The sequence below is a fragment of the Clostridium mucosae genome, assembly GCF_024622765.1.
Classification (GTDB): Bacteria; Bacillota; Clostridia; order Clostridiales; family Clostridiaceae; genus Clostridium.
On record NZ_JANKAF010000015.1, the window covers coordinates 16,588 to 33,214 of the forward strand.

Here is a 16,627-nt window from a genome sequence, read left to right on the forward strand (position 1 = left end):
TAAAATACTATATTTAATTAGATTTCTCTAAAAAGTCATCAACTATTTTGTCTAATTTATCATTAGTTGTTTTAGAGTTTGTATTTTTATCCTTATCACTAGATTCACTTTCTTTATCATTTACACCTTCTGTATCATTTGAACCTTCTTTACTATCTCCATTTTCTTCATTGCTTTCATTTATAGAGTTTATTTCTTCATCTTTATAATCACTCTTTATTTTCTCATTAATTTTATTCTTTATACTATTAAACCCATTATATATATTACTTCCTAACATATAAATTTTTTCTGTTATTGGATTATTAGCATTTATCATAAACTCTTTATCTGATACTTTTATAGTTGTATTTTCATTATTTTCATCAGTAGTATAAATTTTAACTTCTGCATTATCTCTTATAAATTCCTCAAAATCTTCTCCAAATTCTTCTTTTACTAATTGATAGTTATCTTCACCATTACCAATTGGTGATAATGCTCTAGTATTTACAATATTAATTTGGACAAAGCCAATGAAAACTAACAAGGAAAAAATTATTGTTCCTATTAAGACTTTTTTATTAAACAAAAAAGCACCCCCTAGTTTTTTTATTATCTAAAAGGATGCTCATAAATATCAACTTTTATTCAATTTAATTCCTATTTAAATGTTCTGCCAATACTCTTGCTATATATTTTGCAGTTAATTTTGCTTCTTGAGCAGTATTTACATTTGCTCCTACTTCTATAAGTACAAAATTATCACTTAAACTATAATTAATAGAAGTTGCTGCAATTTCATATTCATAAGTATTTCTAATTATTCCTGGAAATAGGGTATTAGCTGTATTATACAATTCATCAACTAAAGCTTTATTAGCTGAATATCTTGTACTGTTTTGTCCTGTAACAAACATCATCTTAGCTAAATTTTGGTTATTTAAATTAACTGTAACTGCATCTTTATTAGATACACTGTCTCTGTGCAAATCTATGATTATTTTAAAATCTCCATATTTATCCAAGTACTTTCTTAAAGTTTCATTCGATCTTGTATAACTATCATTATAAGAAACACTATGATTTGTTTTATCATGCATTACTGATATTCCATATCCTTCTTCAAGCTCTTTTGCTAAAACATCACCAACACCTACAACGTTAAAATTACTATCTGTAGTATCTTTTCCCGCTTCAGCATAGTTTTCCGTTGTATGTGTATGGAATATAAGAATTTCTGGCTTTGAGTTATCTAATACTTTCTTTAAACTTGGATCATATGCTGCACTTACTTTATTTAATTCCGCAATATCCTCTGAAGTCATTTTAGCTATACTATCATTTTTTAATGAAAATGGTGTTAATTTTTTTATTGCTGATCCTAAAATAGAATCCCCTAAAGTACTATCTTTAAATAAACTTATTTCTCTTCCAACTATTCCATAAGTACTAAACCCTCTAAGACCTAAAGCTTCTAAAACTACATTTTTTACTGAAAGGTTATTTTCTACATATTCGCCTTCATCATATACTTGAGTTTTCACAACTGGCATAGTAAAGTTTAACATTTGAACATATGCATAACCACCTCGTTCATTGTACTTATTTATAACTCCCATTGCTCTTATAAAAAACACAATAACAGCAAGTATAATTATTGCATATCCAACATTAAAATTAGGTTTAGCAGAAGCTGGTTTTCCTCTAACACCTCTTGATTTTTGTTTAGGTATAGTTTGTCTTAATGAATACAACGGCAACTCCCCCTTCTCTCTATTATTTATATTAAGGGAGTTACATAATTATTAATACTTTTATCAAAATTTATTTGATTAATTCATAAATTTATTTATGTCTTCCATATCTAAGTTTGGTTGTACTGCCATATTTATTCCATTAGCAATTATTTTAGCTAAAGACTCTATAACTGCATCCACATCTTTAGGTGTTACCATTAAATCTCCAACAAAAGGATCTAGTATTTCCTTTATTAAAGCGCTTTTTTCTACTTTATCTACTGATTTTAGCATATTATAAAATTCTTTTCCACTTTCAGCCTTACTTATAAGTTCATCAAGTAGTAAATCAATAGTATCATTTGCTATTGTTGATGCATGAACCACAGTTGGAACTCCAATTGCAATAACCTTTACTCCTAATACTTCTTCGTTTATTTTCATCCTATGATTACCAACACCTGCTCCTGGAGAAATTCCAGTATCACTTATTTGAATAGTTCTATTAACTCTTTCTAACTTTCTAGAGCCTAATGCATCTATACATATAACTAAATCTGGCTTTATTCTATCTACTAAAGATTTCACTATTTCTCCTGTTTCTATTCCAGTAACACCTAGAACGCCTGGAGATATACAACAAACTGGTCTCACTGAATCATCTATCGCATCTGGCATAACTTGTTTCAAATGTCTAGTTACCATAATTTTTTCTGTTACCTTTGGCCCAAGTGCATCAGGAGTTACATTCCAGTTTCCAAGTCCAACTACTAAAGCTGTCTTATCTTCTGATATATCAACCAATCTTTTTAATACATTGTCAACAACCTTAGAAACTTTATCCATAGATTCTCCATCATAATGTGTGAATTCCGGGAAATCTATAGTAATATAATTCCCTTTAGGTTTTCCAAGCTCCTTTCCTGCTTCGTCACTTTCTATAGTTACTGTAGTTATTTTTATATCATCTTCCTTCTCTTCTTCTACAATAACTCCATCAAGATCTCTTTTATTTTCTTTTGTATACATATCTCGTGCTTCTATAGCTAAATCTGTTCTTACATTTATCATAAAAATACCTCCTAAAAATCTTCCATCCCTCTTATTTTTCCTTAATGTTATAATTTAATACTTGAACTTATAAACTTTCAATGATATAATCTAGTATGTTAAAAACGAACTCGAACGCAGATTTCCCCAAAACTGCAAAGAGACCCTATAAAATTATTAAGGGGGTGAATTTAGAATGGCAAATATTAAATCAGCAAAAAAGAGAATTAAAGTTACAGAAGCTAAAACTGCTCAAAACAGAATGATAAAATCAGCTTTAAAGACTGCTATAAAGAAGTTTGAAACTGCTGTTGCTGCAAATAATGCAGAAGAAGCTAACGTTCTTTTCCCTAAGGCTGTTAAAGCTTTAGACATGGCAGCTCAAAAAGGAGTATGTCACAAGAACATGGTAGCTAGAAAGAAATCAAGATTAGCTGCAAAGTTAAACGCTATGGCGTAATCAAATAAGAAGCCGGTCCATTGGACCGGCTATTATTTTTTATGATTACTTTACCATAAATATATTAAAAAGCATTAGTTCCATCTCCATAGTTTTATCTACACCAGATGTTTTCAGCTTTTTTTCAGTTTCTAAACAAATTTCCATTAATTTTTGCAATTGCTTTATAGTAAATTTATTACATTGGTTAACAAGCTTTTCGCATATGAAAGTTGGTAGCCTATACTTACTTGCAAGATCATTTATATTAACTCCATTTTGACTAAGAACTTTAATTTCATATAGTCTTTTGAAATTATTTTCTATATTGCTTATTATCAGCATATGTTGATCGCTTTTAAATAATAATTCATCTAATAAATCAATTGCTCTTTCTACTTTTCTTTGAGATATTAAATCAATTAAATCGAATATATCATCTTCACTAGAATTAGCTATAAGCTTATCTATGTCTCTTTTAGTTATTTGAGCTCCATTAGTATAGGATATAATCTTATCTGCTTCCCTCTTAATTATATCAAAATTATTTTGGACCTTTTCAGCAAAATATCGTGCTTCTATCTTTCCTATTTCTTTTCCATTAGCTTTAAATACTTCCTCTACTTTTTTATAATACCTATCTTTTTTAAGCCTATCAAAATAAACTACTTTAGAAACTTTATCTAAGGATTTTATTTTATTATTCTTTTTAGGAGTATCTCTTTTATCATTAAATAAATAATACATTATTAGTACTGTATAAGGAGGTAAATCCTTTAGATATTTTAATACTTCATTATAAGTTTTAGTGTTTGCACTATCTGTTTTATCTTTTAAAAACGCTGCTCTATATACAACTACAACTTTTTTATCCCCCATAAAAGGCATTGTTTCACAAGCATTCATAATTTCATCAAGATTTGTAGTTAATCCATCTAACCTTATATAATTTAAATCTAGTAAAGATTTATCTACAGTATCATTTACAATTAAGTTTATTCCTTCTTTTATAAGTTCCTCATCTAAACCACAAAAAATATAAGAATTTTCTATTTTACTCTTTTTAACTTCACCTTCTAGTGCATCAAAATCTATCAACTTAATCTACCTTTCTTTAATTAAATACTAAAATATTATTTTCAAGCAAAATTATCTTACCATAATTACTTGACTTAAAATCTATTATATCATAATTAAAATCATTTTTCCCTTTTGATATCTTAAGTACATAATTCTTATTTCTACCTTTTAATATAATATCTTTATTATCTTTTAACATTTGATAACCATCACTTATTCTTATAGTATTAAAATTATTATATGAATTTTGTGATAAAGTTACTATTTTATATTTTTCTAAATCCACACTTTTTTTCAAAGCAACTACACTACGCTCTCCTTTAAAACTTATTGATATTATTCCATCTTTATAATATTCTATCTTAGGAAATGGGCTATATACTAGTATGTAATAATAGAAAACTAGTATTAGAGGGAAATAAATAACCCTTCCATAGCCTTTATAATAAAAGTAACATGTAATCCACATAACAATATAGCATATAATTACTATTTCATTTAAATATAAAGAATTTGGTGTTATATTTAGTAGCCACTCTGTTGATATATCTATAAATAAAGTTACATAATAAGTTATAAATGATATATAGTTAAACAGAAGGTTAACTTTAACTAAAATAGCTAATAAATTTCCTAGCACAACTACTATATTTATTAAAGGTAAGAGTATTAAATTTCCCATAAGAAACCCCAAAGAGAACTCTTTAAAATATATTATTAAAATTGGAAATGTAAAAATTTGTGATGATAAACAAATAGATACACCTTCCCTTAAAAACTTAGGAAATCTATATAACTTTTTATTTATTGTTTTATTAAATATTATTATTCCAAGAGTAGCTAAAAAACTTAATTGAAAGCCTACTTCAAATATGCTATATGGCTTATATAAAACCAATACAATACCAGCCATAGATAATGATGCAAGTTGATTGTAATTTCTTTTTAAAGGAGTTGCTAATCCCATAAATAACATCATTATATAGGACCTTACAGTTGATAAAGCAGCACCTGTAAATATTACATAGATTATAGAAACTATAGGCGCAAGTTTGCTTCCAAATATCTTTTTTAATATAGAGTAAACTAAAACCATATGAAGGCCTGATACAGAAATTGCATGAAGTACCCCCAGATTTTTCATATCTTCTTCATCATCTTTATCTAAAAAATCTGAATATCCAAACGATATAGATGTAACTATTGCCGCTCTTCTATATCCTAACTTTTCCTTTAATGCATAAAATATATACTCTCTCATCCTATATATTTTACCTTTTAAATCAACATTTAATTTCTTAAATTCATCTACTTTAAACTCTCCTATTACCCCTTTTTCTTTATTTATTTCTTTAGTAAACTCTCCAGTTATTATAAGCCTTTCTCCTAATTTAACATTTTTTAAATTGCCAGTTAAATATATCTTTCTTTTTGATACCTCAGCAGTTGCTCCATAAGAATTAAGCGATATTATTCGCACATTTTCCTTTTCGTGAACCTCAAAATTATAATAATAAATATTATTAATTATAGGTATAAAAAAGAAAGCTATAAGAATAATAGTTAACCTCAAATTCATTTTGAATATTAGCATTATAAAAAAACAGCTAGCAATAAGTATTGCTAGCCAAATATTTTTATTTGAAATTATAAATATATAACTTGATAATATAAAAGTAATAAATATATATGGTAATATATTTATTTTTTCTTCATAGTCCAAATGGCAACACCTCATTAATAATTTTTACCATTTTTTTATAATTAAATCTCCTAATAAAAAAATAAATATTAACCAAGATATCACAATAACAAATATCATAGAGTAAGTAAATTTAGTTATCATAATTAATATAAATAACGATATTATATAAATGAATATAGTTAATACTAATAACTTTAATCCTTTTAAATTTCCTCTTTTAAATATTCGACAATTAATTAGAGTATCTATAATCAGCATTAATCCCATTAAAGAAAATCCTATTATGTCATAATTATCTTTTATAAAATAAAGTGCAACTACAGGTATAATACAAAATAATATACATCTTAAAGCTACTTTTTTGCCTTTATAAACATCATTCCCATATATCATATTTATGATTATTATAGGTGAAAGCATAAAAAAATTCATTAATATAATAAAATACTCGTCTACTACTAGTCCACTTGTTATATAATATTTTAAATTTAAAAATACAATTTCACATAGCATAGCTATGGTGTATATGCTTATTCCTCTTTTTATCCCCTCTTCTACTTCAGCATGTTTTTCTTTTAATTTAAAGAAAGCCTTAATACTACTTTTATAAGTATATATATCTCCTATTTTTTTGAGTAACATGGATAGCTTTCCTTTAACTATTCCAACTCTTGCTAAGCTTATAAGAGAAATATCACCTAACGTTTCGCCTTCAATAGAAAATTTATATCCATCGGTATTATATAATGATATAATCTTATTCTTTTGCTCAGGGTTTAGCTTACAATAAATCCTTGTTTTAGAAACAACTCTAAGCATTTCCTCTTCACTTAAAGATTCTAATTCAACACCTGTAGTAATTTGTTCTAGTGATGATATAAGACCTATTTTTTTGCCAAAAACTTCAGAAGCTATTTTATTATCCTCAGTAAATATAATTGGTAACACACCTTGATCCATAATACTTCCAATATCATCAACTACATCATCAATCAAAGGATTTTCTAGAGCCATAATTCCAACAAACACCAAATTGCTTTCTATATTTTCAAATTCTGAAGGCTCATAATTAAAGCTTCTATATGCAAATGCTTCTGTTATTAATCCTTCTTTTGAAAAATTCAAATCTGCAAGTTTAATCTTCATTATATCTTCTGACGACATTTCTCTTTCTATTCCATTAATAAGTATATGAGTACAACTATTTAATATTGCTTCTAAACTTCCTCTAGAATTTGCTCTATATCCATTTCTATTTTTATTGACTGTAGTTATCATATTTTCATTAGAGCCTCTATCAATTTGGAATTTCCTTTTATTTTTACTTTCTAAATTGCCTTTAAAAATAGAATTCTCAACTCCATATTTTACATATGCTACTTCAAGCATGTTTCCTTTTGACCAATTATTATCATTATTGTATTTTGCATTATTACATAGTATTGATATATCTAAAAGTCTTTTTATATTTATATCATTAATATCTATTGTATTAGATTTATAAATTTGTTCATTTGTGTATAATTTATCTAAAAACAATTCTTTTTTAGTTATTGTCCCAAGCTTGTCCAGGAAAAATATTTTTATGTCATTTACTAAATCTAAGGCTGAAAAATTTGTTAGTTCAATATCATCTTCCCTTAAAATCTTTTCTTTTATGTATTTTCCATAATACGTTATTATAATCGGAACAAAAATACAAATTGTTGCAAATACCCCTTGTATAAATAGTTGTTTTTTGTCAATTAATTTCCCAGGAAATACAACTATAAAAATTGCTTGTACAATAATTAGGCATAATACAAGTTTAAATAAAATTTCCTCCATCTTATTTATAGCAATATCCTTTTTACCCTTTGAATTATCTATTATTCTTATTAACTTTCCTAGTTGTGTATTATTTCCAACTCCTATAACTATCCCTTTTCCTGAACCTTCTTTTACTAAAGAACCTCTAAAAAGAATGTTACTCATTTCGCCAATAGATGATATTTCATTATCAAGCTTTGTTGAAAATTTATCTTTTAAAAATCGATCTCCAGTTACACTACTTTCATCTACTTTAAGATTTTCACTCTCTATAATTCGAATATCAGCTGCAATTATAGAATTTTTTCTAAAATAAACTATATCTCCTTTTACTAAATCTTCTGCTTCCACTAATTTCTCTATTCCTTCTCGTAAGACTAGTACTTGGGAAGTATTTAAATTTTGTAAAATTTCTATTTCTTTTTCCTTAGAAATCTCATGATATAATTTAAACCCTAAATTAAATAATAGTAAAAATATTGTTAGTAAACTAACTATGTAAAATTTATTTAATAAAAAAATAGTTATAAGTAATAAATATAAGTACAAGTATTTTTCTTTTAAAATATCTAATATTAATTTAAATACCCCTCTAGAATATGGAAGCGAAATTTTATTATCCCCATCCTCTTCTTTTCTTAAGTTACAATCATACTCGTAAAGCCCTTTATTGACATTGCTTCCAAGTGAATCTACTACCTTCGTCCAGCTATTTCCATAATAACTTTTCATTTTCCTCCTCCTACCTCTAATAATTCGCCATTTATTACTATTATTTTTAAAGTTATTTTAATTGTATCATTTTTTAAATTTAACTAAAAAAAGAAAAACCTAACACTTATAGTATAAGTTGTTAGGCCATTTTTTTAAAGTATTAATTTCTAATATTTACTATAATCTATTAAGATTTTGTTTTAGGATTAAATATTAACGCCATTATGTATCCAAAGAAAATTGCAGCTGTTATTCCTGCAGCTGTTCCTGTTATCCCACCTGTAAAAGCACCTATTAATCCTTTTTCTTCAACAGCTTTTATTGCACCTTTAGCAAGAGAATTTCCAAACCCAGGTAAAGGAACTGTTGCACCCGCTCCACCTATTTCAACTAATTTATCATATATTCCAAAGGCACCTAATATTACCCCTAATGTTACAAAGATTACTAGAATTCTTGCTGGTGTCAATTTAGTAGTGTCCATAAGAATTTGTCCTATTACACATATTATTCCACCTACTATAAAGGCACTTAAATATTCCATACTAGTCTCCCCTTTCTACTTTTCTTTAAATTCTATTGCTACAGCATGTGCTATGCCCGGAATACTTTCACCTTGTAAAGATGAGGTTGTACTCATAAGAGCTCCTGTAGAAATTAATAAAAGATTTTTTATTTCTTTTCTCATTAATTTTTTGTAGAAGCATCCTGATGCTACCACAGCTGAGCACCCACACCCACTTCCTCCTGAGTCTGTATTTTGAACTACATCATCAAATATCATATCTCCACAATCAAAGTAATTTTCTCTTATATCATATCCATATTCTAATAGTAATTTACATGTTATTTCTTTACCTACTTTACCCAAATCCCCTGTTGCAATTACATCATAAAACTTAGGGTCTCTACCTGTATCCTTGAAATGCCTTGCTAAGGTATCTACTGCTGCTGGTGCCATAGCTGCACCCATGTTATTTGGATCTTTTATTCCATAATCTTTTACAACTCCTGTTGTTATATAAGTAACTTCTGGAAAGTTACCCTCTTTTCCAAGAACCATAGCTCCTGAACCAGTTACAGTCCATTGAGCCAATGGACTTCTTTGTGACCCATATTCCAAAGGAAATCTAAATTGCCTTTCTGCTGAACTAAAATGTGATGAAGTAGAGGCAACAACATAATTAGCAAATCCTCCATCTATCATCATAGAAGCCACACTTAATGATTCTGACATAGTGGAGCAAGCTCCATATAATCCAAAGAACGGTATATTTAATTTTCTAGCTGCAAAAGATGAAGATGTTATTTGATTTAATAAATCTCCAGCAAATAAATAATCTATATCCTCTTCTTTTAATCCAGCGCGATTTATTGCACTTGTTATTGCTGTATACATCATTTCGCTCTCAGCTTTTTCATAGCTTTCTTTTCCAAACATATCATCATTTAATATTTCATCAAAATATTCCTTTAATGGTCCTTCACCCTCTTTTGGTCCAACAATAGAATATGTTGCTATTATTTTAGGAGGATTTTGAAGTTTTACAGTTTGCTTTCCAACTTTTTTTACATTTAAATTATTAGTATTCATATTATTCCTTCCTCCTTTTTATTTTAATACTTGTATAAAATAATAAATAATACCTATTATTACGGAGCTTCCTATACCATATACTAATACTGGTCCTGCTATGGTAAACATTTTAGCTGCTACTCCAAACACGAAACCTTCTTTTTTAAATTCTATGGCTGGAGCAACAACAGCATTTGAAAAACCTGTTATCGGAACTACCGTTCCAGCGCCTCCGAAAGATGCTATTTTATCGTATATTCCTACTCCAGTTAATAGAGCTCCTAAAAATACCATAATTATTGGTAACAACATTTTAACCTCTTCTTCTTGAAATCCATATTTAACTAGAAGTGTTTGAAAAATTTGACCTAATGTACAAATTGCCCCTCCAACTAAAAAAGCCCTTGCACAATTTCTAACTATTTTAGGCTTTGGATTTGTCTGATCTGTAATAGTTTGAAATTTATTTAATATTTGTTGTTCACTTGGTGTCTTTTTTTTAGCCATAATATTACTCCTTTCTAAATATGTATAATTTTATTATCCCAATTATAATAAATATAACACTGGAATATACTTCAAAATTTTTTCAACAAAAAAAAATCTTTTGATATAATTTCAAAAGATTTTTATTATAACTTATTCATTTTTTTCTTTCCCTTTGTTATCATTTGTAATTTAATATTTTTTCTTTATTCTTGTAGTTTTTGTTTCATTAATACTAATACTTTCTTTTCAATTCTAGATACTTGCACCTGACTTATACCTAGCATCTTAGCAACTTGAACTTGTGTTTTATCCTTAAAGTATCTAAGCATTATTATTTGTCTTGACTTACTATCGAGGCTTCTTAGTGCTTCTTTTAATGCAATTTTATTTATCATATCACTATCGTCTTCACCTTTTTCACTTAGTTTGTCTATAAGTAAAACAGGTGCTCCATCATCTTGATGAATAGTATCATATAGATATTGCATACTAGCAGCAGATTCTATAGCAAACAGTATTTCTTCTTTGTCTACGCCTGAAAACTCAGATAGCTCTTCAATAGTTGGTTCCCTATCTAATTTTTTAGTTAGTTGTTCTTTGTCAAAATGTAACTTCCTAGCTAAACTTTTTACATTTCTACTTACCTTTATTATTCCGTCATCTCTAATAAACCTCTTTATTTCCCCTATTATCATAGGAACTGCATAGGTAGAAAACTTAACATTAAATTTATCATCGAAATTATTTATAGCTTTAACTAACCCTATGGAACCTATTTGAAATATGTCTTCGTAATCATACCCTCTATTAAGGAATTTTTTACTAATGGATGATACAAGAGGTAAATTCATCTCAATGACTTTATTCATGGCATCTTGATTACCTGCTTTTGCTAGAGGTATTAATTGTGAGTTTTCTTCATAATTATACGCCTCTTTTCTTACACTTCCATTTTCCATATACTTCACCTAACTTACTGTGTTGAATTTCTTCTTCATTACAACTTTAGTTCCTTTACCTTCTTCGCTCTTTACTTCTAAGCTATCCATAAATGTTTCCATAACTGTAAATCCCATTCCGGATCTTTCTAGCTCTGGCTTTGAAGTATATAGTGGTTCCATTGCTTGCTCAACATTTGTAATTCCTCTGCCAAAATCTTCAATACTTATAGTTATTTCATCCCCACTTATAGTAGCTTCTATTTTGATTATACCCTCTTTTTTGTTTTCATAACCATGTATTATAGAATTTGTTACGGCTTCTGATACCGCTGTCTTTACATCTGTTAGTTCTTCTACTGTTGGGTCTAATTGGGAAACAAATGCAGCAACTGCAACCCTTGCAAACCCTTCGTTTTGGGATTTACTCATTAATTCTATACTTACTTTATTATCTACCATTTTAAACCCCTCCATTAAATATTGACTACAGCTTCATCTATATTGCTATATACATCAATAATTTTATACATACCTGATATTTCAAAAACTTTATTAACAGTTTTATTTATTTCTGCTACACAAAGTTTCCCATCTCTATTTTGCATTTTCTTATATCTACCTATAACTACACCAATTCCAGAGCTATCCATAAATGTTACTCCATTAAAGTTTAATATAACTTTTTTTATGTTATCTCTATCTATCCTATCATCTATTTTAACTCTTACCTCTTCAGCACTATGATGATCTAACTCACCCATTAAGCTAACAACTAGTTTGTCTTCATTTTTATCGAATTTTAGATACATACAAACTGGGGCTGCCGCAGAAAGCCATTTAATTGTGCGACCAGCACCACCCACCTCCTCAATAGTTATTTAAAATTATTTTCCTTCTTTTTCCATAATTTTAACATACTATTTTATTCATAGTCAAATAAAATAATAACTTTTTTATCTTATTATATTTAAATTAATAGAAATTTTAATATTTAATTTATTACTCAATATAAATTTATGTAATATATGTTATAAATTTTTATTAAAAATTAAAAATACTTAGTTTTATGCATATTTAAATAGTAGATAAAAAAATTCTATTTAAACCCTAACTTAAGTAAGTAAAATCAATAGCTTAAGAGGATATGACGTTTCGTTATACCCTTTAGAAGAAAAAATTAATGTGTAAGCCTAAAAGGGGGTCGCGAAACGCGACCCCCTTTATAAAAGTAAGAGATTAACTTTGTAAAAGTAGTCAAGATTAATTGAAATTGAACAAACTAAATTCTACATTAAAATAAATTTCTAAGACTATGTCTTTTAGTTATATTACTATTCTTGTTTTTCTTTTTTAACTTTTTTATATTTTTTTATTTCTGATCGTAAGCTTGTATAAAAATCTTCTAATGATTCACCTTCTTCTAATATTAAAGTTTCTATTGCATCATCTAGATTATCCATAGTATATATATGGAAATCCCCATTTTCTATAGACTTCTCAATTTCTGGTATTAATATTAATTCATCCTTATTTGAAGAAGGAATTAAAACTCCTTTATTTTTAACTGTATCTAAAAAGTCACATACCCTATAGAAACCTTCAATTTTTTCATTAACACCTCCAATTGCTTGTACCTCCCCTAATTGATTTATAGAGCCAGTTACTGCAATTGTTTGCTTTATAGGTCTTTTACTTAATGAAGATAAAATACATATAATCTCTGCTACTGATGCACTATCTCCATCAAGTAAACCATAAATTTGCTCAAAACTTAAATAAAAATCTACTGGAATTTCTTCATATGGATTAATTATATTATTTAGTAATCCTTTTAATATATTTATTGATTTTTCATGTATTTTTCCGCTTAATCTACTTTCTTTATGAATATCTATTATTCTTCCTGATCCTTTGTGAGATACACATGTTATCCTCATAGGCTTTCCAAAAGAATGATATCCAGTATCCAAAACAGCTAGTGCATTTATAACTCCTACTCTTTTTCCTATAACAGATATTAAAATTTTGTTTTCTTTATACATTTTATCATATTCATCTTCTATTCTTTCTTTAGCATATGCAATATCTACTATATCTTTAGATTCTATCATTAATGACTTTCTCTTTTTTGCATTATCATTTGCTAAAATCATTAATTTTTCTATTTCAGTAGTATCTATATTTACTTTAGTCTTACTATTAGCAGTTCTTGATAGATATTTGATTATTTCATTTATTCCATCTTCTGTAATAGGCATAAGATTATTTTGCTTTACTTTATTTTTTATAGATTTATTTATATAAGATGTAACATTATCATTTGCCTCTACAATAGGATTAAATTCAGCCCTTAAAGGGAATAACTTTCTAAAATCTTCATCTAAGCTATACAGTGTATCATAAGTTTCCTGATCACCTATTAAGATCACTTTTACATTTATAGGTATTGGTTGTGGCTTTAATCCACTTATTGATATTACTTCTACATATGATTTTGAATTATCATATGTTATTTTATTAGTTATAAGAGCCTTCTTCAAATGGTAGTAAGAATATGAATTAGTAGCTAGTGAGCTCATTCTAACAATTAAACATCCACCATTTGCTTTTAGTAAAGTTCCTGGATTTATTAAGGATATATCTGTCGTATATACACCATTATGATTCTCATACTCTATAAAACCCATTAAATTGTTTATATTTGGATCTTCTTCATAAATAACAGGTGGTGTAGACCTTGAACTATTGTCAACAAGTAAATGCATATCATACTTATTTATAACTTGATAAAGTTGTTCTTCATCTTCATCAATATCCATTGTATAGCAATTTATAATTTCCTTTTCAATTGATATAAATAATCTTTCTAAATATTCATAAGCTGCATCATCATCTATAAATTCAAGTAAAACCTCGTCCTTATATCCTTCCATTTCCTTTGCTAAGAAGTCACTATATATTTCCTTTAACTTTTTTATTGATTTAGTTTCTATATCTTTTAATTTTCCTAAAACTACTTCTGCTTTTTTCTTTAAAATAGATGCTTTTGCTACAATAGCTTCTTTCTTATTTTTTTCTAATTTATCATATTCACTTTCGCTAATTACCTTGCCATTTATTAATGGAATAAAAGCAAAACCCTTATTAGTGACTTTCACTTCAAAATCTTCTTTTTTTGCCATCTCCATCAATTCACTTATATAATCATTTCTCTTACTTTGTATTTCTTCTATAAGCTCATCCTTTTCATCTTCAGATGAAGTATTATAGAACTCCTCTACTATTTCTATATAATTATTTCTTATTTCTTCAACTGCGTCCTTCAACTTTTTACCATTACCATTACTAACAAATAATACTTCTGGCTTTTTATCATCCTCTAATGAAACATAGCAAATGTCTTTTGGAGGTTCCAGATATTTATACTGCTCCTCTATATAACCTTGCAGTTTCTTTAGTTTTTCCTTAGAAAATGAATCAATTAAATAAAGATTATAGCCTTCTTTATTTATATTAAGAGCTCTTCCAATCTTTTCATACTCACTATCTATTTCAGGAATTTTTGTTACACTGCCTTTCAAATCACTTTCTTTGAATTTAAAATTAAATTTTACTTCTTGTGAAGTTAACTCTTTTCTCATATATTTTCCACTTTAAAATTGCTTTAGCAATTATTAAGAAGCAGTTTCCCCCCTTTTTTAGTATTTACTATATAGATATTCCTAAGATGCTTTTTTAGGGAATAATTTTTAAAATTTAATTATTTTTATCTATATCATATTAAATATATATGAAAGTTTATTATGACTAATACTTTCTTTTTCATAATTATATATTTTTAGTTAATATTTTGTTGTAAAATAATAAAAGACCTGTGTTTTTTTATTCACAGATCTTTCTTTTACTAGTGTTTTTTAACTACATCAGTTCTATAAACTTATTTACCATTTCTTCTGCATTCTTATAATCTTGCTCTGAAGGCACAAAACAGAATGATAATCCTGGCTCAACTACTTTAAGCTTTAAATCTTTAAGTCTTGATGTTAGCATTCTTACTCCTTCTCCACTCCATCCATAAGAACCAAATGCTAATGCAGGTTTTCCTCTATTTATTATAGGATTAACTAATGATAATAAATCCCAAGATGGTTTAACTGCATCTTGATTTATTGTTGGAGATCCAACCATAAATCCTCTTGCTCTTTCTATTTTTGCTATACTTTCTTCTAAAGGAATAGTTGTTATTTCTGTTACATCTGCATTAAATCCCTTTTCTTCTAGCATTTCCTTCATAAAGTTAGCCATATTTTCTGTATTTCCATATGCAGAAATATAAAATATTTCTACCTTATTTTTATCTACTTCTGCTTCTGTTGCCCATTCTTTATAAAGATTTAAAATCTTATCTATATTAGCAACATGAACTGGTCCATGACTAGGTGCAATACATTCTATATTTAAGTCTTTTATCTTGTCTAAGCCCATTAGTACAAACTTTTTAAATGGTCCCATTATGCAATTAAAGTAGTATTCCATTTCTACAAAATAATCTTGGTTCAAACTTTCTGTAATTCCGCCTTCTGGACAATAATGAGAACCAGTAAAATCACATGTAAATAGTAAATTTCTTTCTTTTACATATGTGAAAATAGTATCTGGCCAGTGTAAATTAGGTGCGCTTATAAATTTAAGACTTGTTTCTCCAAGTGAAATCTCTTCTTTAGCTTCTACGGCATTAAAATCTCTATTTAATATATTCTTTAAATAATTTAATGCAGCTTTAGATGCTACTACTTTTATTTCAGGATAATCTTCAATTAATTTTATTAATGATCCACTATGATCTAATTCAGTATGCTGAACTATAACATAGTCTACTTTCCTATCACCAATTACTTCTTTTAAATTATTTTTAAACTCATCATAAAATCCAGTTTTAACAGTATCTACTACAGCTACTTTTTCGTCATTTATTACGTAAGAGTTATAGGTTGTTCCTTTTTTAGTTTCCATTATTATATCAAATATTTTTAAATCCGGGTCTTTAACCCCTACCCAATATATATTATTCTTTAGCTCTTCCTGTAACATATCCCTACCTCCAAC

Annotated in this window: 15 protein-coding genes; 1 reads left to right on the forward strand and 14 read right to left on the reverse strand. The window is 27.5% G+C overall.

The features are described from left to right. Positions 1-13 precede the first annotated feature (13 nt). The 3 genes from NSA50_RS14740 to gpr form a co-directional block, all read right to left on the reverse strand. Entirely contained in the window at positions 14-571 is a 558-nt protein-coding gene (locus NSA50_RS14740; protein ID WP_257446240.1) for a hypothetical protein, read from the reverse strand. 64 nt (positions 572-635) lie between these two features. Further along, on the reverse strand, positions 636-1,736 hold the full coding sequence (locus NSA50_RS14745; RefSeq protein ID WP_195263254.1) for a stage II sporulation protein P: 1,101 nt from the start codon (positions 1,734-1,736) through the stop codon (positions 636-638). Positions 1,737-1,814: 78 nt separating this feature from the next. Continuing rightward, positions 1,815-2,789 carry a GPR endopeptidase gene (gene gpr, locus NSA50_RS14750; protein ID WP_195263253.1) on the reverse strand — a complete coding sequence of 325 codons (975 nt, stop codon included), beginning with the start codon at positions 2,787-2,789 and terminating at the stop codon, positions 1,815-1,817. 175 nt (positions 2,790-2,964) lie between these two features. On the opposite strand from gpr, the gene rpsT reads away from it, so the two are divergent. After that, entirely contained in the window at positions 2,965-3,228 is a 264-nt protein-coding gene (rpsT, locus tag NSA50_RS14755; RefSeq protein ID WP_008677290.1) for a 30S ribosomal protein S20, read from the forward strand. Between the two features lie 45 nt (positions 3,229-3,273). On the opposite strand, the gene holA is transcribed toward rpsT, so the two are convergent. The 11 genes from holA to NSA50_RS14810 form a co-directional block, all read right to left on the reverse strand. Further along, positions 3,274-4,305, reverse strand: coding sequence for a DNA polymerase III subunit delta (gene holA / locus NSA50_RS14760; RefSeq protein WP_195263252.1), 1,032 nt, complete (start codon positions 4,303-4,305; stop codon positions 3,274-3,276). 16 nt (positions 4,306-4,321) lie between these two features. Next, on the reverse strand, positions 4,322-5,866 hold the full coding sequence (locus NSA50_RS14765) for a ComEC/Rec2 family competence protein (RefSeq protein ID WP_257446243.1): 1,545 nt from the start codon (positions 5,864-5,866) through the stop codon (positions 4,322-4,324). Between the two features lie 168 nt (positions 5,867-6,034). Continuing rightward, the gene (locus tag NSA50_RS14770; RefSeq protein WP_257446245.1) at positions 6,035-8,533 is read right to left on the reverse strand and encodes a P-type ATPase; all 2,499 of its coding nucleotides are present in this window, start codon (positions 8,531-8,533) and stop codon (positions 6,035-6,037) included. Between the two features lie 169 nt (positions 8,534-8,702). After that, positions 8,703-9,059: a stage V sporulation protein AE gene (spoVAE, locus tag NSA50_RS14775; protein WP_195263249.1), complete on the reverse strand. Its 357-nt coding sequence runs from the start codon at positions 9,057-9,059 to the stop codon at positions 8,703-8,705. Positions 9,060-9,074: 15 nt separating this feature from the next. Continuing rightward, positions 9,075-10,109, reverse strand: a complete 1,035-nt coding sequence (gene spoVAD / locus NSA50_RS14780) for a stage V sporulation protein AD (RefSeq protein ID WP_195263248.1) — start codon at positions 10,107-10,109, stop codon at positions 9,075-9,077. An 18-nt stretch (positions 10,110-10,127) separates the two neighbouring features. Continuing rightward, positions 10,128-10,598, reverse strand: coding sequence for a stage V sporulation protein AC (spoVAC, locus tag NSA50_RS14785; protein WP_195263247.1), 471 nt, complete (start codon positions 10,596-10,598; stop codon positions 10,128-10,130). A gap of 185 nt (positions 10,599-10,783) precedes the next feature. Beyond that, positions 10,784-11,539: an RNA polymerase sporulation sigma factor SigF gene (sigF, locus tag NSA50_RS14790; RefSeq protein WP_195263246.1), complete on the reverse strand. Its 756-nt coding sequence runs from the start codon at positions 11,537-11,539 to the stop codon at positions 10,784-10,786. A gap of 9 nt (positions 11,540-11,548) precedes the next feature. Further along, on the reverse strand, positions 11,549-11,980 hold the full coding sequence (gene spoIIAB / locus NSA50_RS14795; protein ID WP_195263245.1) for an anti-sigma F factor: 432 nt from the start codon (positions 11,978-11,980) through the stop codon (positions 11,549-11,551). Between the two features lie 14 nt (positions 11,981-11,994). Next, positions 11,995-12,330 carry an anti-sigma F factor antagonist gene (gene spoIIAA, locus NSA50_RS14800; protein WP_195263380.1) on the reverse strand — a complete coding sequence of 112 codons (336 nt, stop codon included), beginning with the start codon at positions 12,328-12,330 and terminating at the stop codon, positions 11,995-11,997. A 522-nt stretch (positions 12,331-12,852) separates the two neighbouring features. Continuing rightward, complete coding sequence (locus NSA50_RS14805; protein WP_195263244.1) at positions 12,853-15,162, reverse strand: AAA family ATPase; 2,310 nt, start codon at positions 15,160-15,162, stop codon at positions 12,853-12,855. Positions 15,163-15,439: 277 nt separating this feature from the next. Continuing rightward, entirely contained in the window at positions 15,440-16,612 is a 1,173-nt protein-coding gene (locus tag NSA50_RS14810) for an FprA family A-type flavoprotein (protein ID WP_195429402.1), read from the reverse strand. Positions 16,613-16,627 lie beyond the last annotated feature (15 nt).

Excerpts from the sequence above, each read along its gene's own strand:
- spoVAD (WP_195263248.1), bottom strand. The coding sequence starts at position 10,109 with ATGAATACTAATAATTTAAATGTAAAAAAAGTTGGAAAGCAAACTGTA.
- spoIIAB (WP_195263245.1), bottom strand. The coding sequence starts at position 11,980 with ATGGTAGATAATAAAGTAAGTATAGAATTAATGAGTAAATCCCAAAAC.
- NSA50_RS14770 (WP_257446245.1), bottom strand. The coding sequence starts at position 8,533 with ATGAAAAGTTATTATGGAAATAGCTGGACGAAGGTAGTAGATTCACTT.
- spoVAC (WP_195263247.1), bottom strand. The coding sequence starts at position 10,598 with ATGGCTAAAAAAAAGACACCAAGTGAACAACAAATATTAAATAAATTT.
- spoVAE (WP_195263249.1), bottom strand. The coding sequence starts at position 9,059 with ATGGAATATTTAAGTGCCTTTATAGTAGGTGGAATAATATGTGTAATA.
- sigF (WP_195263246.1), bottom strand. The coding sequence starts at position 11,539 with ATGGAAAATGGAAGTGTAAGAAAAGAGGCGTATAATTATGAAGAAAAC.
- rpsT (WP_008677290.1), top strand. The coding sequence starts at position 2,965 with ATGGCAAATATTAAATCAGCAAAAAAGAGAATTAAAGTTACAGAAGCT.
- NSA50_RS14805 (WP_195263244.1), bottom strand. The coding sequence starts at position 15,162 with ATGAGAAAAGAGTTAACTTCACAAGAAGTAAAATTTAATTTTAAATTC.
- NSA50_RS14810 (WP_195429402.1), bottom strand. The coding sequence starts at position 16,612 with ATGTTACAGGAAGAGCTAAAGAATAATATATATTGGGTAGGGGTTAAA.
- spoIIAA (WP_195263380.1), bottom strand. The coding sequence starts at position 12,330 with ATGTATCTAAAATTCGATAAAAATGAAGACAAACTAGTTGTTAGCTTA.
- gpr (WP_195263253.1), bottom strand. The coding sequence starts at position 2,789 with ATGATAAATGTAAGAACAGATTTAGCTATAGAAGCACGAGATATGTAT.
- NSA50_RS14765 (WP_257446243.1), bottom strand. The coding sequence starts at position 5,866 with ATGAATTTGAGGTTAACTATTATTCTTATAGCTTTCTTTTTTATACCT.